This window comes from Ruegeria sp. BA12, assembly GCF_056539625.1.
Genome location: NZ_JBQFVF010000005.1, coordinates 177,407 through 204,149 on the forward strand (window position 1 = coordinate 177,407; position 26,743 = coordinate 204,149).

32 protein-coding genes are annotated in these 26,743 nt (G+C 57.6%); 9 read left to right on the forward strand and 23 right to left on the reverse strand.

The genetic code is table 11. The features are described 5' to 3' along the window. The first annotated feature begins 13 nt into the window (after positions 1-13). The 3 genes from ACR0B0_RS12020 (at position 14) to rplT (ending at position 2,327) form a co-directional block, all read left to right on the forward strand. Complete coding sequence (locus ACR0B0_RS12020; protein ID WP_170350296.1) at positions 14-1,564, forward strand: alanine/glycine:cation symporter family protein; 1,551 nt, start codon at positions 14-16, stop codon at positions 1,562-1,564. 182 nt (positions 1,565-1,746) lie between these two features. Then, positions 1,747-1,947, forward strand: a complete 201-nt coding sequence (gene rpmI, locus ACR0B0_RS12025) for a 50S ribosomal protein L35 (RefSeq protein WP_010443552.1) — start codon at positions 1,747-1,749, stop codon at positions 1,945-1,947. A 14-nt stretch (positions 1,948-1,961) separates the two neighbouring features. Further along, entirely contained in the window at positions 1,962-2,327 is a 366-nt protein-coding gene (gene rplT, locus ACR0B0_RS12030) for a 50S ribosomal protein L20 (RefSeq protein WP_152457001.1), read from the forward strand. A 125-nt stretch (positions 2,328-2,452) separates the two neighbouring features. On the opposite strand, the gene ACR0B0_RS12035 is transcribed toward rplT, so the two are convergent. From ACR0B0_RS12035 to ACR0B0_RS12045, 3 genes are all read right to left on the reverse strand, one after another. Continuing rightward, positions 2,453-3,115: a hypothetical protein gene (locus ACR0B0_RS12035; protein WP_170411440.1), complete on the reverse strand. Its 663-nt coding sequence runs from the start codon at positions 3,113-3,115 to the stop codon at positions 2,453-2,455. Between the two features lie 117 nt (positions 3,116-3,232). Beyond that, positions 3,233-3,688 (reverse strand): hypothetical protein, encoded by a 456-nt coding sequence (locus tag ACR0B0_RS12040; protein WP_170377416.1) that lies wholly within the window; start codon positions 3,686-3,688, stop codon positions 3,233-3,235. Between the two features lie 122 nt (positions 3,689-3,810). Further along, the gene (locus ACR0B0_RS12045; protein WP_480647955.1) at positions 3,811-5,202 is read right to left on the reverse strand and encodes an aminotransferase family protein; all 1,392 of its coding nucleotides are present in this window, start codon (positions 5,200-5,202) and stop codon (positions 3,811-3,813) included. 221 nt (positions 5,203-5,423) lie between these two features. Here ACR0B0_RS12045 and ACR0B0_RS12050 point away from each other — a divergent pair, with 221 nt between their 5' ends. Continuing rightward, complete coding sequence (locus ACR0B0_RS12050; RefSeq protein WP_170350300.1) at positions 5,424-7,052, forward strand: acyl-CoA synthetase; 1,629 nt, start codon at positions 5,424-5,426, stop codon at positions 7,050-7,052. Here ACR0B0_RS12050 and ACR0B0_RS12055 read toward each other — a convergent pair. The 9 genes from ACR0B0_RS12055 to hmgA form a co-directional block, all read right to left on the reverse strand. Further along, complete coding sequence (locus ACR0B0_RS12055) at positions 7,049-7,390, reverse strand: DOPA 4,5-dioxygenase family protein (RefSeq protein WP_170350427.1); 342 nt, start codon at positions 7,388-7,390, stop codon at positions 7,049-7,051. The genes ACR0B0_RS12050 and ACR0B0_RS12055 overlap by 4 nt on opposite strands. A gap of 89 nt (positions 7,391-7,479) precedes the next feature. After that, on the reverse strand, positions 7,480-8,118 hold the full coding sequence (gene maiA / locus ACR0B0_RS12060; protein WP_170350301.1) for a maleylacetoacetate isomerase: 639 nt from the start codon (positions 8,116-8,118) through the stop codon (positions 7,480-7,482). A gap of 4 nt (positions 8,119-8,122) precedes the next feature. After that, the gene (locus ACR0B0_RS12065) at positions 8,123-8,320 is read right to left on the reverse strand and encodes a DUF2783 domain-containing protein (RefSeq protein WP_170350302.1); all 198 of its coding nucleotides are present in this window, start codon (positions 8,318-8,320) and stop codon (positions 8,123-8,125) included. 4 nt (positions 8,321-8,324) lie between these two features. Next, positions 8,325-9,935 (reverse strand): FAD-dependent oxidoreductase, encoded by a 1,611-nt coding sequence (locus ACR0B0_RS12070; protein ID WP_170350303.1) that lies wholly within the window; start codon positions 9,933-9,935, stop codon positions 8,325-8,327. 136 nt (positions 9,936-10,071) lie between these two features. Further along, positions 10,072-11,022 carry an MBL fold metallo-hydrolase gene (locus tag ACR0B0_RS12075; protein ID WP_170578303.1) on the reverse strand — a complete coding sequence of 317 codons (951 nt, stop codon included), beginning with the start codon at positions 11,020-11,022 and terminating at the stop codon, positions 10,072-10,074. Next, on the reverse strand, positions 11,022-11,498 hold the full coding sequence (locus tag ACR0B0_RS12080; RefSeq protein WP_480647958.1) for a DUF2059 domain-containing protein: 477 nt from the start codon (positions 11,496-11,498) through the stop codon (positions 11,022-11,024). Before ACR0B0_RS12080 ends, ACR0B0_RS12075 begins: the two co-directional genes overlap by 1 nt. Before the next feature lie 28 nt (positions 11,499-11,526). Beyond that, complete coding sequence (gene fahA / locus ACR0B0_RS12085; RefSeq protein ID WP_480647960.1) at positions 11,527-12,783, reverse strand: fumarylacetoacetase; 1,257 nt, start codon at positions 12,781-12,783, stop codon at positions 11,527-11,529. Between the two features lie 22 nt (positions 12,784-12,805). After that, positions 12,806-13,429 (reverse strand): LysE family translocator, encoded by a 624-nt coding sequence (locus ACR0B0_RS12090; RefSeq protein WP_480647962.1) that lies wholly within the window; start codon positions 13,427-13,429, stop codon positions 12,806-12,808. 7 nt (positions 13,430-13,436) lie between these two features. Next, positions 13,437-14,792: a homogentisate 1,2-dioxygenase gene (gene hmgA, locus ACR0B0_RS12095; RefSeq protein WP_480647964.1), complete on the reverse strand. Its 1,356-nt coding sequence runs from the start codon at positions 14,790-14,792 to the stop codon at positions 13,437-13,439. Between the two features lie 57 nt (positions 14,793-14,849). Between hmgA and ACR0B0_RS12100 the strand changes: the two genes are divergently transcribed. Then, the gene (locus ACR0B0_RS12100) at positions 14,850-15,302 is read left to right on the forward strand and encodes a MarR family winged helix-turn-helix transcriptional regulator (RefSeq protein ID WP_170359952.1); all 453 of its coding nucleotides are present in this window, start codon (positions 14,850-14,852) and stop codon (positions 15,300-15,302) included. Positions 15,303-15,367: 65 nt separating this feature from the next. Next, positions 15,368-16,606 carry an adenylate/guanylate cyclase domain-containing protein gene (locus tag ACR0B0_RS12105; protein ID WP_170350310.1) on the forward strand — a complete coding sequence of 413 codons (1,239 nt, stop codon included), beginning with the start codon at positions 15,368-15,370 and terminating at the stop codon, positions 16,604-16,606. A gap of 26 nt (positions 16,607-16,632) precedes the next feature. On the opposite strand, the gene ACR0B0_RS12110 is transcribed toward ACR0B0_RS12105, so the two are convergent. Together ACR0B0_RS12110 and ACR0B0_RS12115 are read right to left on the reverse strand one after the other, a co-directional pair. Further along, the gene (locus tag ACR0B0_RS12110) at positions 16,633-17,451 is read right to left on the reverse strand and encodes a DUF2189 domain-containing protein (protein ID WP_480647966.1); all 819 of its coding nucleotides are present in this window, start codon (positions 17,449-17,451) and stop codon (positions 16,633-16,635) included. A 96-nt stretch (positions 17,452-17,547) separates the two neighbouring features. After that, complete coding sequence (locus ACR0B0_RS12115) at positions 17,548-18,357, reverse strand: division plane positioning ATPase MipZ (RefSeq protein ID WP_170350312.1); 810 nt, start codon at positions 18,355-18,357, stop codon at positions 17,548-17,550. Between the two features lie 206 nt (positions 18,358-18,563). Between ACR0B0_RS12115 and ACR0B0_RS12120 the strand changes: the two genes are divergently transcribed. Both ACR0B0_RS12120 and ACR0B0_RS12125 read left to right on the forward strand, forming a co-directional pair. Beyond that, a complete protein-coding gene (locus tag ACR0B0_RS12120) occupies positions 18,564-19,451 on the forward strand; it encodes an AEC family transporter (protein ID WP_480647968.1) in 888 nt (295 codons plus the stop codon). A gap of 79 nt (positions 19,452-19,530) precedes the next feature. Then, complete coding sequence (locus ACR0B0_RS12125; protein WP_170350314.1) at positions 19,531-21,126, forward strand: MFS transporter; 1,596 nt, start codon at positions 19,531-19,533, stop codon at positions 21,124-21,126. 45 nt (positions 21,127-21,171) lie between these two features. On the opposite strand, the gene ACR0B0_RS12130 is transcribed toward ACR0B0_RS12125, so the two are convergent. The 3 genes from ACR0B0_RS12130 to rplS form a co-directional block, all read right to left on the reverse strand. Beyond that, positions 21,172-21,399: a hypothetical protein gene (locus ACR0B0_RS12130; RefSeq protein WP_170350315.1), complete on the reverse strand. Its 228-nt coding sequence runs from the start codon at positions 21,397-21,399 to the stop codon at positions 21,172-21,174. A gap of 214 nt (positions 21,400-21,613) precedes the next feature. Further along, entirely contained in the window at positions 21,614-21,835 is a 222-nt protein-coding gene (rpmE, locus tag ACR0B0_RS12135) for a 50S ribosomal protein L31 (RefSeq protein WP_170350316.1), read from the reverse strand. An 11-nt stretch (positions 21,836-21,846) separates the two neighbouring features. Next, on the reverse strand, positions 21,847-22,230 hold the full coding sequence (gene rplS, locus ACR0B0_RS12140) for a 50S ribosomal protein L19 (RefSeq protein ID WP_170350317.1): 384 nt from the start codon (positions 22,228-22,230) through the stop codon (positions 21,847-21,849). 380 nt (positions 22,231-22,610) lie between these two features. Here rplS and ACR0B0_RS12145 point away from each other — a divergent pair, with 380 nt between their 5' ends. Next, positions 22,611-23,411, forward strand: coding sequence for a glycoside hydrolase family 25 protein (locus tag ACR0B0_RS12145; protein ID WP_170350318.1), 801 nt, complete (start codon positions 22,611-22,613; stop codon positions 23,409-23,411). Here ACR0B0_RS12145 and trmD read toward each other — a convergent pair. Genes trmD through rpsP form a run of 6 tightly spaced genes read right to left on the reverse strand, consistent with a single transcriptional unit; the run spans position 23,408 to position 26,702 of the window. Further along, complete coding sequence (gene trmD / locus ACR0B0_RS12150; protein WP_170350319.1) at positions 23,408-24,205, reverse strand: tRNA (guanosine(37)-N1)-methyltransferase TrmD; 798 nt, start codon at positions 24,203-24,205, stop codon at positions 23,408-23,410. The genes ACR0B0_RS12145 and trmD overlap by 4 nt on opposite strands. After that, positions 24,202-25,017 carry a hypothetical protein gene (locus ACR0B0_RS12155; protein WP_170350320.1) on the reverse strand — a complete coding sequence of 272 codons (816 nt, stop codon included), beginning with the start codon at positions 25,015-25,017 and terminating at the stop codon, positions 24,202-24,204. The genes trmD and ACR0B0_RS12155 overlap by 4 nt, the downstream gene beginning before the upstream one ends. Next, complete coding sequence (rimM, locus tag ACR0B0_RS12160; protein WP_170350321.1) at positions 25,017-25,520, reverse strand: ribosome maturation factor RimM; 504 nt, start codon at positions 25,518-25,520, stop codon at positions 25,017-25,019. The genes ACR0B0_RS12155 and rimM overlap by 1 nt, the downstream gene beginning before the upstream one ends. Next, complete coding sequence (locus ACR0B0_RS12165; protein ID WP_165590802.1) at positions 25,513-25,662, reverse strand: hypothetical protein; 150 nt, start codon at positions 25,660-25,662, stop codon at positions 25,513-25,515. The genes rimM and ACR0B0_RS12165 overlap by 8 nt, the downstream gene beginning before the upstream one ends. Before the next feature lie 2 nt (positions 25,663-25,664). Next, positions 25,665-26,300, reverse strand: coding sequence for a 5,6-dimethylbenzimidazole synthase (bluB, locus tag ACR0B0_RS12170; RefSeq protein ID WP_170350322.1), 636 nt, complete (start codon positions 26,298-26,300; stop codon positions 25,665-25,667). A gap of 12 nt (positions 26,301-26,312) precedes the next feature. Continuing rightward, positions 26,313-26,702 (reverse strand): 30S ribosomal protein S16, encoded by a 390-nt coding sequence (gene rpsP / locus ACR0B0_RS12175; protein ID WP_170350323.1) that lies wholly within the window; start codon positions 26,700-26,702, stop codon positions 26,313-26,315. Positions 26,703-26,743: the final 41 nt, after the last annotated feature.

Below are 26,743 nucleotides of genomic sequence, written 5' to 3' on the forward strand. Positions count from 1 at the left end.
CGGAGGGACGAGAATGAATATGCTTAAAAAACTGGGCTTTGCCACAGCGGCTGCCCTGTTCGCCAGCCCCGCTTTGGCCCAAGAGGCGCCGGGTCTGGACGACAAGATCAACCAAGCCTTTGCTGATTTCACCGGGCCGTTCGTTAGCTTTATCTTTGCCCCGTTTCCGGGCACTAGCTTCCCTTGGATCGTGGGTTGGCTGGTCGTCGCGGCCACAGTGTTCACGCTGTATTTTGCCTTTGTGCAGCTGCGGTTCTTTAGTCACGCGATCAGCCTTGTGAAAGGTGACTATTCCGATCCCAACGATGCGGGTGAGGTCAGCCATTTTCAGGCGTTGGCCACGGCGCTTTCAGGAACGGTCGGTTTGGGCAACATCGCTGGTGTGGCGGTGGCCGTCGGGATCGGCGGGCCGGGTGCCACGTTCTGGATGATCGTCGCGGGCCTGCTGGGCATGGCGTCGAAATTCACTGAGTGTACGCTGGGCGTGAAATACCGCAACGAATACGACGACGGCACCGTTTCCGGTGGCCCGATGTATTACATGTCCAAAGGGTTCAGTGAGCTGGGCTTGCCGGGCGGTAAGATCCTGGCTGTTCTGTTTTCGATCTTCTGTATTCTTGGCGCGCTGGGCGGGGGCAACATGTTCCAGGCCAATCAGGCGCACCAACAGATTGCAGGCATTGTCGGGGATTATCCGGGCTGGATTACAGGCCTGGTCTTTGCCGGTATCGTGTTCGCAGTGATCGTGGGCGGCCTGAAATCCATCGCGCGCGTCACCGAAAAGGTCGTGCCGTTCATGGGTGTTATGTACGTGGCGGCAGCACTAGTGATCATCATTATGCACGCAGACCAGATCGGCTGGGCCTTCGGCCAGATCTTTGCGGGTGCCTTCACTGGCCTCGGCATCGCAGGCGGTATGGTTGGGGCGCTGATCCAGGGCTTCCGCCGTGCGGCGTTCTCGAACGAGGCGGGCGTTGGTTCTGCGGCGATTGCCCACTCGGCCGTGCGGACCAAAGAGCCGATCACCGAGGGCTTCGTGTCGCTGCTTGAGCCGTTCATCGATACGGTCGTGATTTGTACAATGACTGCACTGGTGATCATCATCACTCAGCAGCTGATCATCGACCCGGAAACCGGTCTTTACATGCTGACCGAAGATGGTTCGGCTATTGCCACCGTTGACGGTAATTCGGGTGTTAGCCTGACGTCTGCGGCGTTTGGCAGTGCGTTCAGCTGGTTCCCCTATGTTCTGGCGATCGCGGTGGTTCTGTTTGCCTTCTCGACCATGATCAGTTGGTCCTATTATGGTCTCAAGGCCTGGACTTATCTGTTCGGCGAAGGACACACCAAAGAGCTGGTGTTCAAGGTCATCTTCTGCATCTTCGTTGTCATCGGCGCGGCGGCCAACCTTGGTCCGGTCATCGACTTCTCGGATGCGGCGATCTTTGCAATGGCGGTTGTGAACGTCTTTGCGCTCTACTTCCTGATGAAAGTAGTGCGCGAAGAGCTGGCCAGCTATGCAGCCCGCCTGAAAAGCGGCGAAATCCGCAAATTCGAGCACTAAATCAATCCACCGGGGCAGCCAACGCTGCCCCGGTGCCTGACCACCCTGCGAAAAGCGCAGATTCTGGTCAAAACCCCCTTGCCAGTATGGAAGAACTTGCGTAAACGGCGCTTCTGATCGCGTGACCGGCCAATGTGGCATGCCGAGTCGCGTCAAGTACCGAACCCCGAAAGGAGACGGAAATGCCTAAGATGAAGACAAAGTCGAGCGCCAAGAAGCGCTTTAAGGTGACTGCGACCGGTAAGGTCCTTGCTGGCCAGGCCGGCAAACGGCACGGCATGATTAAGCGGACCAAGAAATTCATCCGCGATGCCCGTGGCAACACCACCCTGTCCGCCCCCGACGCCAAGATCGTCAAGGGCTACATGCCCTACGACCGCTAAGAGGAGATTAAGAGATGTCCCGCGTTAAAGGTGGAACCGTAACTCACGCCCGTCACAAGAAGGTCATTAAGGCAGCCAAAGGTTACTATGGCCGCCGCAAGAGCACCTTCAAGGTTGCCCGTCAGGCCGTCGACAAGGCCAACCAGTACGCAACCCGCGACCGTAAGAACCGCAAGCGCAACTTCCGCGCGCTGTGGATCCAGCGTATCAACGCTGCTGTCCGTTCGCATGACGAAGCACTGACATATTCCCGCTTCATCAACGGCCTGAACCTGGCCGGTATCGAAGTGGACCGCAAAGTTCTGGCCGACCTGGCCGTGCACGAACCGGAAGCGTTCGGCGCGATCGTCGCCAAAGCTCAGGCCGCTCTGACTGCCTGATCCTCTGAAAAGAGACAGTGAATGAAAGGCCGTCCCTTTGGGGCGGCCTTTTTTTGCAGCTGAACCCTGGCTAGGTAGGCCCTGAACCCATTTTGGGCTGCAACGATATCTTCCGTTTGAAAGCATCATTCATCAGTGTTCACCCACACTTCAAGCGTTGCCTCGCCCCAGGTGATACAGTCAGAAAGGCCATTGCATTCTTCGGGTAGACGCCCTTGAGTTGTTCTGTTTATCCATCGCGACTGTCGGAAACTAACGTTCGCAATGCCATCCTGAGTCAGCAACTCCCCTGATTTGGAAAACTCGTGTCCGTCGATCGGATTTAAGGAGACTTCGTTACCGCTCAGCATAGTGAAAACGAGAGAGGTATCACTGTGGGTCTCGGGATTCTTCAATTCAGCTCGGACGTTACAAACATTTTGTATAGTAGAACCATTGCCCGCTCTTCGGGTGCCGGTGAGGATTATAACCCGCTGGCCTACCGTAGAGTTTATTTGCATTCTATTGCCGACAAGTTGCCAGTAATTCCCCTCGGACGGTCGTTTGGATTCGACTTCCTGAAAGCCAAGTTTTTCAAACTGTTCGATTGTTTTTTGGGTGTCTGGAAAACTTGCAAGGCAAGTCGAACTGAAAACAGAAGCAAGTTGCCTGAACTCAACCGTTCCAGTCGAAGGCATCACTGTTAACGGCGGTTCTTCATTTTTTGGTGTTGTTGAGCACGCCGAGATGAAGGTTAGAGCCAGTGAAAGATACACGGAGTAGCATTTTAAGCTGCTGTCAGCCTTCATTCTCAAACTCCCGGTAAGAGCAAACTTACGTGATCGTGCAAGAGGAATGAAATGCATCATGCACAGGATTGGGGAAAACTTAGTTTATCATTTTCATGTCTAACGCATTCGGCGTGGCTAGTTGCCCTTCTTCACCAACTGTGCCGCAAAGGCCACGCCGGTCCCCGGTCCAGCATAAGTGACCATGATCACATCATCCAGATAGACGCCATTGAAAATCCCAGCCGAGACATCGTCCCCGGAAATCCCGGCCTCGGCCAGAACAAAGCGGGTCGGATCGTCCAGGCTGAAGGTGCCCATTGCCTCTTCGACGATCCATTCCTTGTCCCCAATGCGCCGCCAGCGGTTGGTGGCGGTGATAAGGTTGCCGTCCAATTTGGTGACTTCCAACTCCATCTCGGTCTGCAGCAGGCCTTTCTCGTGGTTGGGGTTCGATTTGGCGAAGGCCACCAGATAGGTGCCATGCCATGTGCCGACGATCTGAGGGAAGCCGCTGCCGTCTTCGGCGCTGGCAGGGGCTGCAAGGGCTAGCACAAGGGCGGCGGCAATGCTGCGGAAAAGGTTGAGTGTCATGGGGCGATCTCCTGCAAAGGGTGCCATCAGGCTACCCGAGTTCTGGAAATTGGCAAACCATGGTTTAGAAACAAAAAAACCGGCGCCGAAAGCGCCGGTTTTCATTAGCTTTGTGCAGCGACTTAGCCAAACACACGACCCAGCGCGCCGTCGACGGCGTCGGTGATCAGGTCGATGTCATCTGCCGTTGCGATCAGCGCGGGCGAGAAGCACAGCGTGTTGTTGCGGCTGGGGATCGAGCGGTTGGTGGCACCGATGATGACGCCTTGCGCCATACAATCAGCCACAACGGCCTGAACCTTTTTCTCGTCCATCGGCTCTTTGGTCGAACGGTCCGCGACCAGTTCAGCGCCCAGGAACAGGCCTTTGCCACGGACGTCGCCGATGACTTTGTGCTTTTCCATCAGCGCCTGCAGGTTGCCCATCATGCGGTCACCCATATCGGTGCAGTTTTGCAGCAGGTTCTCGTCCTGAATGATGCGCATGTTTTCAACCGCAGCTGCCGGGCCGGCGGTGCAGCCACCAAAGGTCGAGATGTCGCGGAAATAGCTCATCGGATCAGCGGCATCGTCCTTGAACATGTCAAAGACTTCCTCGGTGGTGACCATGCAGGCAATCGCCGCATAGCCCGAGGCAACGCCTTTGGCCATGGTCACGAAGTCCGGCTTGATGCCGTATTGCTGATAGCCGAACCAAGTGCCGGTCCGGCCAACGCCGCAGACCACTTCGTCGATGTGCAGCAGCACGTCGTACTTCTTGCAGATTTCCTGCACGCGCTGCCAATAGCCTTCGGGCGCTTCGATCACGCCGCCGCCTGCGGTTACCGGCTCAAGGCACAGGGCGCCAACGGTGTCGGGACCTTCGCGCAGGATGACCTCTTCGATCTGATCTGCGGCCCAGACGCCAAAGTTTTCTTCGGGCGCGCCGTCCAGCTCGTGCTTGCGGTACTCCATGCAGTGGGGCACGCGCACGAAATCGGGCGCGAAGGGGCCGTACTGGGCGTTGCGCTCGTCCTGACCGCCTGCCGACATGGTCGCCAGGGTCGAGCCGTGATAGTCACGGTCGCGGTACAGGATTTTGGTCTTTTTACCGCCATAGCGCTTATGCGCGATCTGACGGACCATCTTGAAGGCCTTCTCGTTCGCCTCAGAGCCCGAGTTGGTGTAGTACACCCGGCTCATGCCCGGCATTTTGTCGATCAGCATTTCGGCAAAAATCGAACCGGGGATCGAACCTGCGGTATTGGCGAAATAGCACAGCTTCATCAGCTGTTCGTAGACCGCCTTACAGATTGATTCGCGGCCATAGCCAACGTTGACGGTCCAAACTCCACCGGACACGGCGTCCAGATGCTCTTTGCCCTTTTGATCCCAAACGCGCATGCCCTTGCCTTCGACAATGATGCGTGGGTCATTGGTTTCAAAGGGTTTATGCTGGATCAGGTGATGCCAGATGTGGGCGCGGTCGGCTTCGACTACGCGGGAAAGATCGTTTTCGTTGAACGTGCCGTCCATGACATGTCCTTTCAATAAAGCTCGTTGCACGGATTGCAGGGGCTATCCCGAACCGGCAGATGTTTTCGATGGCTCAGATCACCTTGAATGGCCTGTCGGAGATAGGGCCAGATTGCACCATCCCGTATTGCCAGTCCATTCCTGAGACGTATTTTTACGGGTTTGTCAGGGGCTCAACTTTGTGCTCAATTCGCGCAAATCGCGATTGGGAGGATCAGCGGATGGGAGCCACACAAATTTACGAGCGTCATCTGGACAAATGCCGGGCCAACTATGTGCCGTTGTCCCCGTTGAGCTTTCTCGAGCGCACAGCGCAGGTTTACCCTGATTACCCCTCGGTTGTGTATGGTGATCGCCGGTATAGCTGGGCTGAGACCTATGCCCGATGCCGCCGTCTGGCGGGCGCATTGGTCGCACGTGGAATAGGGCAGGGCGACACTGTGTCGATTATTGCAGCCAATATCCCTGAAATGTACGAGGCACATTTTGGCGTGCCCATGGCCGGTGCCGTTTTGAACGCGATCAACACGCGTTTGGATGCGGCGATCATTGCCTTCATCCTTAACCACGCGGAATCCAAGGTGCTGCTGGTCGATCCCGAATTTTCGGGTGTGGTGAAAGAGGCGCTGAAACAGGTCGACCACGACCTGCTGGTCATTGATATCGAAGACGCCAGTTTTGAGGGCGGAGAAAAGTTGGGCAACCTGACCTATGACGCCTTGCTGGCAGACAGCGATCCTGAATTTGAGTGGTCCTTGCCCAAAGACGAATGGGACGCGATCACGCTGAATTACACGTCCGGGACAACGGGCAATCCGAAAGGCGTGGTTTATCACCATCGGGGCGCGGCGCTGAACGCACAGTCGGACTTGTTGGATTGGGATATGCCGAAACACGCGGTCTATCTGTGGACCTTGCCGATGTTCCATTGCAATGGCTGGTGTTTTCCATGGGCGATGGCGGCCAATGCGGGCGTTTCGGTCTGTCTGCGCGCGGTGCGGGCCGAGCCGATCTATGCAGCCTTCAGGGATGAGAAGGTCACGCATTTCTGTGGCGCGCCAATTGTGCTGAATATGCTGGCCCATGCACCGGATGAGTTGAAAGACTTTGATCATCAGATCAAGGTGATGACTGCGGGTGCTCCGCCCCCTGCCGCCGTGATTGAAGCGATGGAAGCCATGGGGGTCGAGGTGACCCATGTGTATGGTCTGACCGAGACCTATGGCCCATCGGTGGTCTGCGCCTGGAAAGACGAATGGAACACCAAGGATGCACAGGAACGCGCGGCGCTGAAGGTGCGGCAGGGGGTGCGCTATTCGGCCCTGTCGGGCCTGATGGTGGCCGACCCTGAAACGCTAGAACCTGTACCTGCCGATGGCGAAACCATGGGTGAGATTTTCATGCAGGGCAACGTGGTGATGAAGGGCTATCTGAAAAATCCCGAGGCAACGGACAAAGCCTTTAACGGCGGTTGGTTTGCTTCGGGCGATCTGGGGGTGATGTATCCCGACGGCTATATCGCGCTTAAGGATCGGTCCAAGGACATCATCATTTCAGGGGGCGAGAATATCTCGTCGGTCGAGGTCGAAGGCATCCTGTACAAACACCCAGCAGTGATGGAGGCCGCAGTTGTGGCGCGACCGGACGAAAAATGGGGCGAAACCCCCTGCGCCTTTGTCGAGCTAAAGCCTGACGCCACCGCGACCGAGGCGGAGTTGATCGCATTCTGCCGGGATAACATGGCCCATTTCAAAGCGCCTAAGACAGTGGTGTTCGGAACCTTGCCCAAAACTTCAACTGGGAAGGTTCAGAAGTTTGTCCTGAGGGATCAGGCGCGTACGCTGACCTAAGCGCCCATCTTGTCAAAGATCGAAAGGTTCAGCTCAAGCATCTCACCCATCCAGATGGCCCGGTCCCGATGATCCTCAAGGTGCTGTCCGGTTTCGGGGTGGGTGAAGATGGTCAGGCCCTGCCGGTTCAGCATCAGCCAGGGAATGACCTGATCGAACGCGTCCGGTGCAAAGGCCAGCTGGCAGCTCCAGCGTGGGTGAGGGCCGACATTGCGTTCATGCACGCGACCCATATCAATAGAAAACAGCCCTGCCGCTTCTTCGCAAACCCGTCGTGCGGCATCCACTGTGTCCGCGTCAAAATAGACATGGGCGTGATAGCCGGTGATCTCGGGCATGGCGACCTCATCCATCTGTTTCACAGAAAACCTAGGTCGAACTTGCAGCCATTCCTATCCTCATCGGCACACATACCCTGTGCGCCGGGTTAAGTAGGGGCATTCGCATTTGGATGTGCCGCGGCAAAGGCGGGATGGTCGGCACAGGCGGCCTCGACTGCAAGGATGCGGGGCAGGTATGACAAATCAACCTGCCAGCGCCGCGCATTATAGAGTTGCGGCATCAAGCATAGATCGGCCAGCCCTGGGCTGCTGCCCGTGCAATAGGGTGTCTGGTCAAATCCCGCCAGCAGCGTTTCAAACGCCAGCAGGCCGGGTCGGATGAAGTGGCGCATCCAATCGCCCGGCATCCCTTCGGCGCCGTTGCTCAGCTTTGTGGCATATTGCGCCACCGACAGGTTGCAGACCGGGTGGATGTCCACCGCGATGGAGTGTGCCAGCGCCGTTGCCTTGGCGCGCAATGCAGGCTCGGCAGGCAATAAGCCCAACCCCCGGCTTTGATCCAGATAGTCGATGATTGCCAAAGATTGCGTCAATCGCAGCCCGTCAATATCCAGCACCGGAACCAGCCCCTGCGGGTTACGCGCAAGATGGTCTTGTGACTTCTGGTCCCCGGCCTTTAGATCAACAAAGACAGGGCGATAGGCAATTCCCGCCAAATTCAGCGCGATGCGCACACGGTAGCTGGCCGATGAGCGCCAGAAATCAAAAAGAACCACTTCGCCCATTGTTTCAGGTCTCTCTTAGGGCCGCGGCTTCGACTGCCTGGTTCAGCACGTCGGAGTCCCCGATATGGTTCGCCAAAACCAGGACCAGACGCGCGTTCAGCGCGTCGCTTGCGGATTTGTCCAACCCGTCATGGGCGGCCAGCAGTCCGGCATAGAAATCATCGGCATTGTCGAGATTGGGGGTGAGGATCAGATCAGTCATTTTCTTACTCCTTGCCGGTGGCCCGGCGGATCGCCTGCCGGAATGCGTTTTCTTCGTAGCTGTCACGCCGCGCGGCAACATGCTGGTCGGGGCGGATCAGATAGACCGCGCTGGCGGCATCGCCCAGATACCGACGCTTGAGTTCCAGCGTCAGGTCATCCTTGACCGACAACGCAAGCCGGGTGGCTTCAACCCCGTCTTCTTCGATCCGCTCGGGGGCGTCGGCGTCAATGGTCAACAGGGTGAACTTGCCTGCCAATTTTGGCAACAAGAATTCATCGCCCAGCGGCGCATCCGGGCAGGCCGAGCCCGGTCGCGTGATATCCGGGCCGTCCAGTGCATCGGCTGAGCTGAGCGAAGACCCCTGATAGGCGCAGGGCGTGCTCAACCGTCCGGAATTGACCAGAGGGCGGGCAAATTCGAAATGTTCGCTGAGGTCCAGAACCGCGTCCCGCAACAGTTGCGACATCTGGGATTTCGGCGTGATGAAGTCGGTCGAGCGGCTGGATTTCGTGATATTCTCATCCGCTGCCTGCACTCGCTCGCGGCTATAGCTGTCCAGCAAAAGCTCGGGCGCTTTGCCGTCCAGAACCAGTTTCAATTTCCAACACAGGTTATCAGCGTCCTGAATTCCTGTGTTTGCCCCAAGTGCCCCAAACGGGCTGACCTGATGGGCGCTGTCCCCGGCAAACAGAACGCGCCCATGGCGGAACCGCTCCATCCGGCGGCATTGGAACGTATACACCGATACCCATTCCAGATCGAAATCCACATCTTCGCCCAGCATCGCTTTGAGGCGGGGGATGACATTCTCGGGGCGTTTTTCGCGCTCTTTGTCGATGTCCCAACCCAGTTGCAGATCAATGCGCCAGACATTGTCGGGCTGCTTGTGCAACAGAGCCGATTGCCCGCGATTGAACGGCGGATCGAACCAGAACCAGCGCTCGGTTGGGAGATCGGCTTCCATCACCACGTCGGCGATCAGGAAGTTGTCTTCGAAGACGCGGCCATCGAAATCCAGCCCCAGCATGCGACGGGTCGGAGAGCTGGCACCGTCGCAGGCAATCAGCCACTCGGCTTCGACGTTATAGGGCCCCTCTGGGGTTTCGACCTCAAGCACCACGTGAGTGTCATGGGTGCCGATGGCCTCGACCTTGTTGCGCCCACGGATTTCGATGGGCGCGCCCGAAGCCTGCAATTGCCGCACACGGTCGACCAGAGCATTTTCGAAATAGTATTGCTGAAGATTGATGAAGGCCGGGTTTGCAAAACCCGTGTCGGGTTGCAGATTGAACTCATAGACTTGGCGATTGTCGAAATAGACCTTGCCGACATTCCACTGCACGCCCTTGTCCACCATGGGGCTACTCGCGCCCAGACGGTTAGCAATATCCAGTGTACGTTGCGAAAAGCAGATGGCCCGGCTGCCGAAGCTGACCTTGTCATTGTCATCCAACACCACGACCGGGACACCTTGCTGGGCCAGATCTATCGCAGTGACCAGCCCGACCGGCCCGGCACCGACCACAATGACCTTGTGCCGGATGGCGATGGCAGCGTCCTGATCCGGGCTGCGTTCGTATGCGTAAAGTGGGACTTCGAAAATCTTGTTCATGGGTTCTCCCCCGATACATATGCGCGCAAGACGCAAATCTCCTGTCCTCTGACGCGGCCACGCCCGAGACCTTGCCCAATGCTTTCATTGATTTTTCCGACGCAAAACGATCTGGATCAAATGCGACGGAATGTCCTTAACTTTGCAGATCCGACCACATCTCAAGGTCGCGCTGGGCGGTCCAGATGCGTGGCGTGTCAATGCCGCGTGCCTCGTCATAGGCGCGCGCGACGTTGAAGGGCAAACAGTGTTCATAGATCGCATAGTCGGCAAATTTGGGGTCGCATTCAGCGCGCACAGCATCCCAGGCCTGTTTTAAGGTGCCGCCACACGCAGCGACCCGTGCCGCCGGTCGGTAGGTGCTGTTGACGAAGTCGCGGGTGCTTTCAATCGCTGCGTTCACCATGTCTGCCCCGATCAGCGCATCTCCGCGCCCCGGGGCGATGGCATTCAGATCAAACGCCTTGATTGCGTCCAGCGTACCGCCCCAGTCGCCGAAATGCCCGTCACCGCAGTAGCAGGCGGAATGATATTCGACGATGTCGCCAGTGAACATCACGTTCTGGTCTGGCACATGAATCACGATGTCCCCGGCAGTGTGGGCGCGACCCAGGTGCATGAGGTCGACCCTGCGATTGCCCAGATAAACAGTCATCCTGTCCCGAAATGAAGTCGTGGGCCATGTCAGGCCGGGAATGCTTTCGTGCCCTTCAAACAGGCGGGGAAAGCGCTGAAACTCGCTATCCCAATCCTCTTGCCCGCGTTCGGCAACCATGGCGCGGGCCTTGTCCGACATGATGATCTGCTGCGCCTCATAGGCACTGGCGCCCAGTACACGGACCGCGTGATAATGCGTCAGCGCCAAATGTGTAATCGGCTTATCCGTGACCGAACGCACGCAGTCGATCACCTTGCGTGCCAGCCGTGGTGTGGCTTGTGCTTCGATAATCATCACGCTGTCGTCGCCGATGATTACGCCGGAATTTGGATCGCCCTGCGCTGTAAAGGCATATAGGCCCTTGCCAATTTCGGTGAACGAGATCGCCTTCTCAGAAAGATCCGATTGCGAGGCGAAGGCCTTTGCCATCAGTTTGTTTCCTGCAGGATCTTTGCCAACTCAGGTGTGACTTGTAACGTCACGCGCTGCATGTCAGCGGACAGGGCTCCCATGGTTTGCTGCATGAACGGCTGCATTTTGCCCATGATGGCGCTGCCATGCTCTGATCCGTAGAAATCGATCAATGCAGACAGTTCTTCAGCCGAGAACAAGTCAGCGCTGCTGTCGATCATCTGCTGTTCCAATTTCGGACGCAGGCTTTGCATCGCGCCAGACATCACAACCCCGATACGCTGCAACTGATCCTCCGTCACAGTAACGCCCGGCGGAAGAGTGGCCGCAACCTGTGCGGCCATACCTTCGGGTGAGAACATGTTGTCCATCATCAATTGCACATCCGGCAAGTTCACATATTCCTCGGCTAAGGCTTGATTATCGGCGGCCAAGGCCGAATGGCTGAACCCGATGGCCAGTATCAGAGAAGCAACAAGAGTTTTCAGGGTCACGTTTGATCCAATCGCGTTTGGGCACGTTTCATCGTGCATATGGGGTGTCGAGCGCGGCGAGAACGGTTCCGGTGCAATTGCCGAAGCCAATCGTGTAACCGTCACCTTTGGCAGCGCCCTTCAACTCTAACGTGTCGCCATCTTCGATGAAACTGCGGGGTTCACCGCTGTCCAGTGTCAGGGGTTCCTTTCCTCCCCAGCTTAGCTCCAGCAGTGAGCCGCGTTCGGGCTTGGTTGGGCCCGAAATGGTGCCAGACCCCAGCAGATCGCCGGTGTTCATCGGGCAGCCGGATGTGGTGTGATGCGCCAGTTGCTGCGCGGCTGAATAGTACATTTCTTTGTAATTGGTCCGCGCGATGGTTGTGGCGGCCTTGCCATTGGGCGCCATGGAGATTTCCAGATCGATATCATACAGCATCGGGCCGCAATCTTTCAGGTGATCCAGCAGTTCGACCTCACGTTCCGGAGTGTCGCAGCGGAACGGCTCCAACGCCGCTTTGGTGACGATCCACGGGCTGATCGAAGTGGCCGTGGCCTTGGCCTGAAACGGGCCGAGAGGCTGGTATTCCCAGGCCTGGATATCACGCGCGGACCAGTCGTTCAGCAGGACGTAGCCAAAGATGTTGTCATCCGCCTCCTGCACCGAGATCGGACCCTCCGACGGGGTGCCGACGATGGCGCCCATCTCAAGTTCGATATCGAACCGTGCCGAGGGGGCAAAGAGGGGCGTGTCGTCATTTGGCCCTTTCAGCTGACCCCACGGGCGGCGAATGTCCGTACCCGAGACAACAACTGACGACGCCCGGCCGTTATAACCGATCGGGATGTGTAGCCAGTTCGGCGGCAGCGCGTTTTCCGGGCCGCGGAACATGGTTCCGACATTCTGGGCGTGATGCCGTCCCGCATAGAAATCGGTGTATTCGCTGACGGCAAACGGCATGTGCATTTCAGCCTCTGCCTGCGCGACAAGCAGGGGTTCGACCTTGTCTTGCTCTTCCGACCCTTCGGTCAGCAAATCTGTCAGCCGATCGCGCAGGGCAGCCCAGACGGCGGGGCCCTGCTCCATCAGCGGGTTCCAGAAGGGCAGGTCAAACAGCGGCTCATCGGACAGGTCGATCAAACCCTCGGCTTCGGCCGTGGTGACATCCAGGATCAAGTCTCCGATGGCGACACCACAGCGGGGCTCGTCGCCCCCGGTCGAAAACACGCCATAGGGCAGGTTGTTCAGTGGAAAAGGGTGGGCCGCGTCATTGGCCGAGGCCACCCAGGATTTCATCAAAGGCATCTGTGATCCTTGTTTGTCTGATCTATTGCGCGTCGCGCAAGGATTTTAGCCCCAGCAAAAGCGCGGCCACTATCATGAACCCGCCCCCAGCCCGGTCCAGCCACAACCGCGCTGCACCCTTGAGCCGCGCAGCCAGCCAGCTGGCGCTGCCGCCATAGGCGGTCAAAAACAGCCCGTCGATGGTCAGATAGGTGGCAGAGAGGATTGCGAATTGCGGCCAGAACGGCAGCGCGCCGTCAATGAATAGCGGGAACAAGGCCGCGAAGAACACCACAGCCTTGGGATTGGCTGCTGAAGTAATAAAGCCCTGCATCCAAAGCGCCTTGCGGCTGGCGCGCGGCGCGGTCTGCGTGGTCTTGCGGTCCGCCTTTACGATCATCTTCACCCCAAGGAACACCAGATAGGCCACGCCTAGCCATTTGATCACCGCCAGCGCTGTGCCCGATGCCGCAATGATCGCGGCCAAACCAAGCCCAGCAGCCAGCATTTGCAGCAGATTGGCCGTCAGGTCTCCGGCTGCCGTGAACACGCCGCGTTTCAGGCCATTGGTTGCGGAATTGGAGAGCATCAGCAATTGGCTGGGGCCGGGTGTGCTCATCAGCAGCAAGACGGTGACGACATAGGTGATCCAGATATCAAAGCTCATCTCAGCCTCACTTTTTGCCAGGGGTTCCGTCGAACTTTTTCTCAAGAGAGGTCCAGCAGTCAATGTAATCGTCTTGCAAGGGGGCCTCGTTGGCGGCAAAAGGCGTCAGATGTTGTGGGAAGCGGGTCTCGAACATGAAGGACATGGTGTTGTCCAGCTTGTCGGGGCCAAGGTTGGCATTCGAGGCCTTTTCGAACGCCTCGCGATCCGGCCCGTGCGGCAGCATCATGTTGTGAAGGCTCATCCCGCCGGGAACAAAGCCCTGCGGTTTGGCGTCATACTGACCGTAGATGTTGCCCATCAGCTCGGACATGATGTTCTTGTGATACCATGGCGGGCGGAACGTATCCTCGGCCACCATCCAGCGTTCGCGGAACAGGACAAAGTCGATATTGGCCGTGCCCGGCTGCCCCGAGGGCGCAGTCAGCACAGTAAAGATCGACGGGTCGGGGTGATCAAACAGGATCGCGCCGACCGGGCAATAGGTGCGCAGATCGTATTTGTAGGGCGCATAGTTGCCGTGCCACGCGACCACATCCAGCGGGCTTTGGTCGATCTTCGTGGTGTGGAACTGCCCGCACCATTTGACGGTCACGGTCGAGGGCACCTCGCGGTCTTCAAACGCCGCCACCGGCGCTTTGAAGTCTCGCGGATTGGCCATGCAATTGGCGCCGATCGGGCCACGACCGGGCATCTCGAATTTCTGACCGTAATTCTCGCAGACAAAGCCACGTGCGGGGCCTTCCAGTACCTCGACGCGATAGACCAGTCCGCGCGGGATGATGGCGATCTCTTTAGGTTCCAGATCAATAATCCCCAACTCGGTGGCAAAGCGCAGTCGGCCTTCCTGCGGCACCACCAGCAGCTCGGAATCGGCTGAGAAGAAGTAGGCATCCACCATCGACTCGGTAACCAGATAGATATGGCTGGCCATGCCCACCTGCGTGTTCACATCGCCCGCCGTGGTCATCGTGCGCATGCCCGTCAACCAGGTCAGCCCCTGATCGGAATGAGGCACTGCATCCCAGCGATACTGGCCCAGGCTGATCACATCCGGATCAACGCAAGGCGCGGATTTCCAATAGGGCAGGTCGATCTTCTCGTAGCGATGCGAATGCTTGACCGAGGGCCGGATGCGGTAACACCACGTCCGCTCGGGCGGGTTGGCGGTAAAGGCTGTTCCGCTAAGCTGTTCGCCATAAAGGCCATAATTGCAGCGCTGCGGGCTGTTCATTCCCTGCGGTAACGCGCCGGGCAAGGCCTCGGTTTCAAAGTCATTTCCAAAGCCAGGCATATAGCCTGCATGGGTGCCCACGGGCGTGCTGGCCTGGGTCATTTTATGCGGATCAGTCGGATGGTTCATCCTGTGTTCCTCCATTTGCTGCTTGAGGAATAATAGTTGTTTTTGTAACTAACAAGCATGACAGATGATCAATTCAGCGAAAATGATGGCTTTGATCTGCAAGATTTCCTGCCCTATCTGCTGAACCGCGCGGCCGAGGAAATCTCGTTAGAGTTCCAGCAGATCTACAAGGATCGTTACGGTATGCTGCGCACCGAATGGCGGGTTCTGTTTCACCTGGGCAATTATGGAGAGATGACAGCCAAAGAGATCGGCGAACGCGCCCGATTGCACAAAACCAAGATCAGCCGCGCAGTACACAGGTTAGAGTCCCGCCGGTACCTGGTGCGCAATCGCAGTGAAACAGACCGCAGGGTCGAAAACCTGATGTTGACCCACATGGGGCAATCCGTCTATCGCGAGCTAAGCGGTATTGCCGAGCAATATGACGCAAAACTGACGGCCCAATTTAACCCAGATGAAGTCGTGCTGTTGCGCAATATGCTGCGGCGGCTGGCACATATGGATTGAGCACTGGTAATCGCGGCCCCTGGTCCCCAGATGACAACCAGAGCGGACACTGGAAAAATATTAAAATGACAACCCTGACTGCCGAAACGGCAAAATCCAATGATCTTATTGACTGGTTGGTTACACGCGGCCTGGAAGGGGCAGCGAAAGAAGAGCTGCTGGATGGCTATTGCAACAAACTTTTGGAACTTGGCGTGCCGCTAATGCGTTTTCACGCCGCGCAGTCGGCCTTGCATCCCGTTTACGGCGGGACCGGCTTCAGCTGGTACGAGGGCAGGGGCGGAGAATCCGAGACCTTTGAGTATTCCGAGCAACCCAGCGAACAATGGCAGCAAAGCCCTTTGTTTGCGATCTTGAACAATGAGATAGACGAGATCCGCGAACGCCTGGTCGATCAAAATGAGCCCAGCCGTTTTCCCTTGTTAAACGACCTGCGTCAGATTGGTGCGACCGACTATTACGCCACCGGTGTTAATTTTGACGTTCCCACCCATAACGCTCCGAAAGACGCCAAAAAGGCGGTGGACGGGGTGCTGTTGTCTTGGACATCGAACGCCCCCAAGGGGTTCGAGGACAAAGATCTGGAATTGATCCACACAGCCTTGCCCCATCTGGGGTTGGCGCTGAAATCTGCTGCAAGTGCGCGTGTTTCCAAGGATTTGATGCGGGTCTATCTGGGTCGCGATGCGGGACGGCGAGTGCTGTCTGGTGAAATCCGGCGGGGATCACTGCAGCAGATCGATGCGGTGATGTGGAATTTTGACCTGGAAGGATTCACCAGCCTTTCCGAAGAGCTTCCGGGTGCTGAAATCATCGACATGCTGAATGACTATCTGGCTGTAGCCGTTGGTGTCGTTCACGACAATGACGGCAATATTCTGAAATTCATGGGCGATGGGCTGATGGCGATGTTCGACGTCGGCGAGATCGACGAAGACGCGCGCGCCGCGCTGAAGGCTGTACCGATGTTGCAGCAGCGGATGGAGGCCCTAAACGCCCGCCGTAAGGCAAACGGTTTACCAGTGGCCAACTTTACTCTGGCCCTGCATGCGGGCGAGATTTTGTATGGCAATATCGGGTCCGAGACCCGGTTGGATTTCACTGTTATCGGGCCAGCAGTAAACCAGACCGCACGGATCGCTGGGATGCACCGGTCGCTGGGGCAGAGAATTCTGATATCGGATGATGTGGCCCGCGCGGCTCAGCCTTGCGGTCAGGACTTGATCTCGGTTGGGCGTTACATGTTGCGGGGTGTGTCCGAGCCGAAAGAGTTGTTTACGGTCTACAATGCCGCCGAGGCCTAGCCGGGGCATTTAACTGGCTGGATTGATTAGCTCTCTGCCGGTGAAACGGCCCGCTGATACAGGTGCCAGGTGGTGTGGCCAAGGATCGGCAGAGTGAAGATTAAGCCTAGAAAAGCCGGAACCATCGACAACAGCATGGTGACCGAAATGATCGCCGCCCAACTAAGCATGACCACCGGGTTTTCCGTGACGACGCGAATGGACGTTATCATGGCAGAAACGAAATTTGTTTCCCGGTCCAGCAGCATGGGCATGGCGATGACGGTCACCGTGAACAGCACAGCCGACAGAAAGCCTCCTACGCAGGTGCCAACAGCCAGAAATGTCCAGCCCTGCGGCGTGAAGAAGACAGTGTTCAAGAACCCGTCAAAATCCGAGAAGGATGCATTCTGCAGGATAATCGCCAGCCAAAGCCGCACCTGATATACCCACACCCAGAATATGAACAGGGTGACAAAGGCCATCCAGCCCAGTTCACGCTTGCGTTGATTGGCCATGACGGTGAGGATTTCAGACCAGCCGAAGCTTTCCCCTTTTTGCAACCGACGGGACATTTCATAAAGCCCGGCCGCGGCGAAAGGCGCGACCAGTGGAAAGCCTACAATGGCGGGAATGATCATCCAAATCTTGCCGAGCCAGACCAATCCCCAAACAAACAGGATTCCGAAAACGGCATAGAAGAGGCCGAAGAAACCGCTCATTAAGGGGCGAGCTAAAAAGTCGGAAAACCCGGCCTTCAGCGACGCAGTGATATCACCGGCGGTTACTTTGTTGACTTTGGGCAAAGCCTGCTGCTGCGGCGTCAGTTTGTCAGGTGGCGTGGAACCAGCGGTCTTGGATGTCATGACATACCTCCTCCGCAAACAAGTTTGCGTCAGTGGCAGCGCAAGAGCAAGGGTGGAGTAGCACGGCTTGGTTGCACCGCCTTGTCAGAACAACTTCTAAAAGTCGATCTCGACCCCAGGCAGGTTCAATTCCTTCATCATGTCGCGCAGTTCCTGCCGGGCTGCGATGTTCGAGATGTTCAGCTGTTTGACCCCGATATCCTTGAGGTCCAACAGTGTCAGGCCACGCGGGAACAACTCGCGAAAGATGACCCGTTCGGAAAAGCCCGACGCGACACGGAAGCCGATGCGCTGGGACAGCATTTCGATCGCGCGCTGCATCTTTTCCTTGTTGACCATACGCTGTGTACCGACGCGGTTGCGCACGACCACCCAGTCGATGGGTTTGAGCCCGGCCTGCGCCCGCAATTGCCGCGCGTTCCAGACCATTTCGGAATAGACCGAGGGTCCAAGGATTTTCTCGCCCTTTGAATCGATCCGTGCCAACAGGTCAAAGTCGATGAAGCTGTCGTTCAGCGGTGTGATCAGCGTGTCGGCCAGCGAATGCGCAACCTGACTGAGGCGGGTATGCGAGCCGGGGCAGTCGATTAGGATAAAATCGCTGTCGCTTTCCAGTTCAGAAACGGCGGCGGACAGGCGGTGGTCATAGATATTCTCACCGGGTTTCAGCTTGGAGGCGTCGATCTCGGGCAGGTCATGGTGGCGTGGGCTGGGCAAGGGGACCTCGGACCCGTTCATGAATTTGCCGCGGTTTTCGAAATACCGCCCCAGGCTGCGCTGTCTCAGATCCAGGTCCAGCGTGCTGACTTTGTGACCCAGCCGTGCCAGTGCGGTGGCCACATGCATCGACACGGTCGATTTGCCTGCGCCACCCTTCTCGTTTCCGACTACGATGATATGTGCCATGCCTGTATTCCCATGTCCCGCCGTGCTTCGCACACGTTGTTGCGAACCACTATATGTTGTGGAAACCGAGATGGGAAGAACCTCAATCGGTGATTTCAGGCTCTAAATTGGAAAACTATGACGTGGAATAGGGTTAAGCTGTGTGCTTGTCAAAAGCGGTGCCCTGTTTCAGTGTCAGACGCAAAGAATTGCGATAGGGGCGACCGGTGGATCATCTGTTTCTGAACGTTCTGAACGTGGTCCTACCCGTCTTGATCTGCGCCGGAATCGGATATTGTCTGGCCCTGATCAAAGCGCCGTTCGACAATAAGGTGATCGGGGGGATCGTGTCGCGGGTGGGGTATCCGACGCTGATCATCTCGCATCTGTCCGCTACCAGTATCGCTATTGGTACTTTTCTGGATGTAATGGCAGCCGCTGCACTGGCCATCGCCGGATTCGGAGTGCTGGGGTTCGTCGCCCTCAAGGCAATGCGCCTGCCGGTACGCGCATTTCTGACACCGCTGATGCACAGCAACGTGGGTAATATCGGCTTGCCGATCACGCTGCTGGCGTTGGGGGACGCAGGCATGGCCTATGCGATGGGGTTCGTTGTCGTCGTGCTGATCAGTATCTTCACCATCGGTATGTGGATTCCGGCCGGAGAATTCTCGCCCCGTAAAATTGCCACCTCGCCGATCATCTACGCTGTGACCCTTTCGCTGATTTTAATGGCGACCGGGTACAGCCTGCCGCAACCTATCGCCAAGTCCTTCGACATTCTCGGCGGGTTGTCGATTCCGCTGATGTTGCTGACGCTGGGCCATACACTGGCGACTTTGCGGATCAAACGTCTGGGTCTGGCGGTGGTGCTGACCCTGCTGCATCTGGTTATGGCGGTTGCGATCTCAAGCGCGCTGGTCTGGGCGTTTGGCTTTACCGGGGCTGAACGCGGCGCGTTTATCCTGTGTTGTCTGATGCCATCTTCGGTTGCGACCTACCTGTTCATTGATCAGCACATGCCGGAATACGGCCCGGATGTGGCCGGATTCATTTTGGTTTCGACACTGACCACGATTGTTGTTCTACCGGTTGCGCTGTCCTACTGGATCTGACGCGCACCCTATGCGAAGCGAAAAAAACTGCTAAACTGCTGATAAATTGGATTAAAGACCTACAATTTAAGGGGCGTTGATGACTGACAAGACCTCGGAAGAAGTCACCCCGCAGGCTCGTGCCCGCGTGGTGCTGGCGATGACGGCGATCTGTATGATGGTCGTGGGGTTTAATACCACCGCCGTGACCACCATCCTGCCCAACCTGAAGGCCGAGTTCGACCTGACCCCGTCCGGGCTGCAATGGGTGATGGCAACTTATTCCGTAGCCAGCGCGACGCTTGTCACCATCGTCAGCCGTCTGGGCGACATTACCGGCAAGATGGGCGTATTTTTCTTTGGTATGATCGTCTTTGCGATCGGGTCGGCCTTGGCGCTGTTTGCTCAGGATGGAGTGATGCTGCTGATTGGTCGTGGTGCGCAGGGGGCAGGGGCAGCAGCGCTGTTCGGCACTTCGTTGTCTTTGTTGACCGCCGCTACGCCCGAAGAACAACGCGCCAGTGTCACCGGGGCCTGGGGCGCGATCGTTGGTCTGGCCATCGGTGTCGGGCCTATCGTCGGCGGGGCCTTTGGCCACTATGTCAGTTGGCGAGCGGTTTTTGCGGCCGACCTGGTGCTGCTGGCGGTGGCTTTCGCCATTGGACTGCTCGTCAGCAGACGGAAATACATACCCGACACCCGCCTTGCCGGTGCGAAGTTCGACTATCCGGGTGCAGTTGCCATCCTGTTGTTCCTCGGGCCACTTTCCTTTGCGCTCAGCAATGGGGAAAGCGGTGGATGGGCCACGCCGCTTACGTTGGTGCCGTTGGCCATCGCGGCAATGGCGACCGTCGTACTGGTGATTGTCTCACGCCGCAGCGCAGATCCGCTGGTCGAACTGCGATACTTTCGCCATCCGCGTTACTTTATGGCTGCGGCGGGCATGTTTGTTACGGGCTTCACGTTGTTCTGCTTTTTTGTTTATTTCAACACCTTCGTGCAGTCGCCGGACGCCTTCGGATACAGCTCAATTGGGGCAGGGTTAGCGATCATGCCGCTCAGCCTCAGCATGTTCGTCATCTCGGTGACCGCGCCCCGCTTTCTGGCGCCTTACAGTTTCCGGTGGCCCGTTACAATTGGCCTAGGGGCGATGGCCTGCGGGTTCCTGTTGCTGATGACAACCAACAATTCCACGCAATATGCCGAGATTTGGTGGAAGCTTTTGATTGTTGGCGTCGGTATGGGCATCTGTTTTTCCTTGCTGCCGCGCCTCGGCCTGCGTCTTCTACCCGAAGTACATGTTGGCCAGGGGTCAGGCGTGATCAACGCCTGCCTCTATTTCGGAGCCACCCTTGGAGCGGTGGTCGGCGGTCTGGCCGAATCTATCACCATTCGTCGCGGTCTGTCCGAGGTGATCGCTGCGTTGCCCGCCGGTTCAACCCAGCGCGAGGATCTGGCACATGCGCTGACCCACGGCACGCCCAGCCAGATCCAGCAATTGATCGCGGGGATGGATCCATCGACCAGTTCGGTCTTGGCCAGAGCTTTGCGCGAATTGCTGGACAATGCCTTTGACAGCGCCATGGTGGTCGCCGCGATTGCCGCGCTTGTCGGCATGGTACTGGCCTTGGTGCTGCTGCGCGGGCCGGTGCCGCCGTTGCACAGTGCGGCAGAACTGACGCGCGCACCCAGGTAAATGCATTAGCGGAAAAAGACGTCGACCGGTCTGGATCAAATGGGTTTAACCTCCAAGGTACACCCCATCTTTGGGTCGATAGAAAACCTTCTGATCGTGCAGCTTGCCAAGAAGATCATGGACGCGGCGCAGGGTGTTTTCGCGAACCACTTTCCCATCATCCGTTTCATCTGGTGTTGCCAGCGAACGGGAGGCAGCCAAGCCGCGCAAGGCTGTTTCGATCAGATCCATATCCTGCACCGAAAGTTCGAACATATCATTGTACTTGGGCATTTCAGGGTCTCCGTCGTATCAGGGCGGTTCTTGGTGCCAAGTGTAGCACCTTTTCAGCATTGTGCGGCGATCACTGCGTGTGACGCGTGAGATCGGCGAGGGTGCCTTCAGGGGCTTCCTTTCTGGCAGGCCCTTTGTATCGTCTCACATGCCTGTCCCAAAAAGAAAAAGGCCGCCCCTCGGGACGGCCTTTCGCATTCGAAACGGGGTGGGATTAGAAGCCCAGACCTTCGTATTTCTTCTTGAACTTCGACACGCGGCCGCCGGCGTCCATCAGGCGCGACGAGCCACCGGTCCACGCGGGGTGCGAGGAGGGGTCGATTTCCAATGCCAGCTGGTCGCCTTCGCTGCCCCAGGTGGATTTCATCTGAACCACGGTGCCATCGGTCATTTTGACGTTGATGAAGTGGTAATCGGGATGGATGTCTTTTTTCATCTTTCCGCTCCTTACGCCTCGGCGCCAGCTTTGGGCTTGTAGTTTGTGACTTCTGCGATACGTGCGGATTTACCGCGACGGGTGCGCAGATAGTACAGTTTGGCGCGACGGACGCGGCCACGGCGGACAACGGTGATGCTGTCGATGTTGGTCGAATGCAGTGGGAACACACGCTCCACACCTTCGCCAAACGAGATTTTGCGGACGGTGAACGATCCGGCGATGCCGTCGCCACCTTTGCGCGCGATGCAGACGCCTTCGTAGTTCTGCACACGGGTGCGCGACCCTTCGGTCACTTTAAAGCCGACACGGATGGTGTCACCGGCTTTGAAATCGGGGATGTCTTTCCCCAGGGCGGCAATCTGTTCCGCCTCAAGCTGTGCGATCAAGTCCATCGCAGTTACTCCTATCTGCTCGTGGTTGGTCCACGAAGTTAAGCACGGCCTGAGAGCTCTTGGTCTTCACCGGGTCCTGCGTACAGCCCGCCAGAGGTCAGATCGAATGTTCCTTTGGTCTGGCCTGCCCTGACACGCCGTGGCTGAAGAAAGCTAAGCGATGCGCCATGATGCAAACCAAAACACCGGAGTCGCGTTACGCGGCACCGGATTGCGCTGCTTTACGGGGTTTGCGATCAGGGATCAAGATAAAAACACCATATTTTCAACGCAAGGGTGGTGGGTTTTCGCCGTAAGCAAACTGCACCGTTGCGTTATCAGGCGGATCAGGCATTCTGGGGGCAATTATAAGAGCAGTAATTTAAAAACAGGAACCGATCATGCGCATTGCATTGATGCTGGCCGTCATGGCCTTTGCGACCCTGTCCTGTGGTCGCAGCACACCTCCGCCTCAAAAGGTCGAGGCCAAAGCTTTTCTAAGTACAACTTCCCCTTCAGTCATCTACCCGGCCTTTGGCGACGCCGACCCGCATGACTGGGATGGGCGGCATCCTGGCCACTATCCGGTGCATGGGCTGGATGTCTCACGCTGGCAGGGGCCGATCGACTGGCATCAGGCCAAGGCATCAGGCGTCAGTTTTGTGTTCATCAAAGCGACCGAAGGTGGAGATGTCGCCGACCCCTTGTTCGAAGACCATCGCCGTGGCGCGCAAGCTGCGGGCGTGCCGTGGGGGGCGTATCATTATTATTATTTCTGCCGCCCAGCGCATGAACAGGCCCGATGGTTCATCAAGAACGTGCCAAAAGGGGCTGACCTGCCGCATGTGCTGGATATGGAGTGGACGCCGCATTCCAGAACCTGCAGGTTGCGCCCCGATGGTGCCACCGTCCGGGCCGAGGCTAAGCGGTTTCTAGATATCTTGGAACGTCACTATGGACGCCGTCCGATCGTCTATACAACGGTGGATTTTCATGGAGATACAGAAATAGGACGTCTGCGCGGGACCGAATTCTGGCTGCGATCCGTTGCCGGACACCCCCATCAGGTTTATCCGAGATCGTCCTGGCGGTTCTGGCAATATACCGGCACCGGGCTGGTGCCTGGCGTGCAGGGCAAGGTGGATATCAACACGTTCAACGGCCACCCCGAAAGCTGGGCGCGCTGGAAGGCGGGGGGCTAGTCCCGCTCCTTTCGGTAGATCTCCCACAGATCGGGTCGCCGTTCGCGGGTGATCTGTTCTGACATTTCGTGCCGCCAATCGGCAATGCGCCCGTGGTGGCCGGACATCAGAATGTCGGGGATCGGGCGGCCCTTCCATTCAGCGGGGCGCGTGTATTGCGGATGCTCCAGCAAACCAGACGAAAAGCTTTCTTCCTCGGCCGAGGCTTGATTGCCCAATACGCCGGGGATCAATCGCACCGTGGCGTCGATGAGTGCTTGCGCTGCGATCTCACCACCGGTCATAACGAAGTCGCCCAAGCTGACCTCTTGGACGCCATAATGTTCCAGCACCCGCTCATCGACGCCCTCGAAGCGACCACACAGCAGGGTCATGCCGTCGCAGCGCGCGAGGTTTTGCATCATACGTTGATCCATCCGGCGTCCACGCGGGCTGAGATAGATCAGCGGCCAATTGCCCTGAACACCCGCCATCGTGTGTTCGATCGCCTCTCCAAGAACGTCGGCACGCAGCACCATGCCTGCACCACCACCCGCAGGTGTGTCGTCGACGTTGCGATGTTTGCCGATGCCGAACGGGCGCAGATCAACGGTTTCCAGCTGCCACAAACCTTCCTGTAATGCCTTTCCGGTCAGGCTTTCGCCCAGCACCCCAGGAAAGGCTGAAGGAAACAGAGTGATGATCTTGGCCTTCCACACCCCATGCAGATCAGGCGTAGGAGTCAACAGCTCGCGCGGTTTCAGGGTTGGCCGGATCGCCTTGCGACCGTGGGATTTACTGGGTTTGTCTGTCATGTCGTGCCGGTCAGAGCGCCTTTTGCGCGTTCAATTATCGCCGTCTTTTGCGCAATCAAGGCGGCTTCGTCCAGACGCGAGCGATTCAAATCCAGCAATTCCGCCAGAACGTCCTCGGGTAGGCGATTGTTCACCCGGGAAGGCGGCACCAGACGTTTGGTCTTGTCGCGCGACAGGTTCAGAAATTCGGCGAACGGGGTGCCGGGACCAAAGCGTTGCAGTTGCAATTCCTCAAGCCAACCTGTCTTCACCGTGACTGAAGGCAGCCGTTCGCGGATTTGGTCTGCCGTGTCTTGCAAAGATGGCAGATGATCCATGCTTGCCCGGAAGGCTTCGAAGTCATGGACCTGACGCATGCGTTCCAGATCATGCGCCCAGAGGCTGCGCAGCCAGCCGCCGCGCTGGCGCAAGGACAGGTAGATCGTGATTTCGACCTCTTGCTGGTCAAAGCGGTGCCGGACCGCGTCCACCAGACAAGCGGCAAGTTCCGGTGCGGCTGCATAGCCCTGTTCGATGTTGCGGCTAGGGCGTAATCCGGCAAAGTTTTCTTCGCTGACGATCAATCCGCGTCTGGTGCCGAAATCCAGTGTTTCGAGAAAGGCGCGCATCCGGGTTCCGAATTCGGACAACGTACCCACGGTGCCATATATGGAATGTGTGGTGGCCGCGCGGGATAGGCCCGAGTTTCGGGTGCGATAGGGCAAGATCAGCGAGAAATGCGGCCAGATCAATTCGCGGTTGTCATACAGGAAAGACTGGGCCGCGGTGGTGCCGGTTTTGTGCAGCCCTAGATGCAACAAAACCCTCCGCATCAGATCAGCCCTTCGGGCGGATCAGCGACAATGCGGCCCTTGTCCAGATCAACCGTCGGAACAGCCTCGCGCGTAAAAGGCAGCAAGACCGTAGATTTCAGACCCGGACCATGCAGTTCCAGCAAGTCGGCTGCGCCGTGGTTCTGCACCGATTTCACCCGGCCCAGCAGAGTGCCGCCTGTATCATAAACCTCAAGCCCGATCAGATCGGTATGATAAAATTCGTCGTCGGGCAACGAGGGTAGCTGATCGCGACGGGCATACAGACGCAGGCCATTGATCGCGTCCGCTTGTTCTTTGGTTTCAATCCCGCCCAATCGGGCGGCGAACCCGTTCTTGATGGGGCGGGTCAAAACCAAGGGGTAACGCTCGCCGCCGTTTTCGTCCGTCAGTGGGGAATAGGTCTCGATATCCTCGGGGACCGCGCAAAAGCTTTTCAGGCGCACTTCGCCGCGCACCCCGTACGAGCCCGCAATGCTGCCGACACAGATCAGATCACTCATTTGGCTTGTCCACCGTCACACATAATCCGTCCTGCCAATCGCCGCGTGCCTCACAGGCCTCGCGCTGGTTCGAGCGTTCAAAGAACACGCCCACAATAAATGCGATCATCAGCAGGATGGGAAGTCGAATAAGCCCGAACATTCTTAGCACACCTCAATCGGCAGCGTGTCGTGGCGGCTTTCCCAGCCAACACGTTCCAATTCGGGGGTGTCGGAAAACTCTTCCGGCTGCCCGACGCAGAAATAGCCGATCAGCCGCCAGTCGTCCGACACGTTCAAGTCACGGGCCAGCCGGTCAGGGTCCAGGATCGACACCCAACCCAGTCCGAGCCCTTCGGCCCGCAAGGCCAGCCAGAACAGGGTAACGGCGGACACAACAGAATAGCGCCGCATCTCGGGCATCGTTCCGGCACCCAGACCTTGCCCCTTATCGGTGGCATCATCGCAGAACACGGCCAATTGTACCGGGGCTTCTTGCATGCCGGACAGTTTCAACTGGCTGTAAAGTTGCGCTTTTTCGCCGGAGTAACCGTCCAACGCCTGCGCGTTGGCGGTTTGGAAATTTTCAAGCGCCGCGGCACGCGCGGCTTCGCTTTCGACGCGGATCACACGCCAGGGTTCGCTAAGCCCAACCGAAGGGGCCAAGCGAAACGCGTCGAGGCAGCGCGTCAGCACTGCCTCGTCTATCGCATCGGTGCGGAACCGGCGCACATCGCGCCGGAGCCGCATTAACAGATCGAACTGCGTGCGGAAATCGTCAGTGAAAGTCTGATCCTGCACGCGCTCGCCTGCTTATTCTTCTGCTGCTGCTTCTTCAGCCGGTGCAGCAGCTGCTTCGGCAGCTTCAGCAGCCTTTGCAGCTTTCTCTTCCGCGCGTTCCTGAGCTTTCTTGCCCGGGGTCCCCTTGTTGGGGTTGTTACGCTCGGCTTTGTCACGGGTGCCAGCGGCTTCCAGCATGCGCGCGATACGGTCGGTGGGCTGTGCGCCCTGATCCAGCCAGTACTGGATACGCTCCATGTTCATTTTCACGCGCTCTTCGCTGTCTTTCGGCAGCAGCGGGTTGTAGGTGCCCAGTTTCTCGATGAAACGACCGTCGCGAGGCATGCGGCTGTCAGCAGCCACGATGCGGTAGAAAGGACGTTTTTTCGAGCCGCCGCGGGCGAGACGAATTTTCATTGCCATGGTGGTATCTCCTTTGGATGGCGTTTACCGGGATCGTTTCC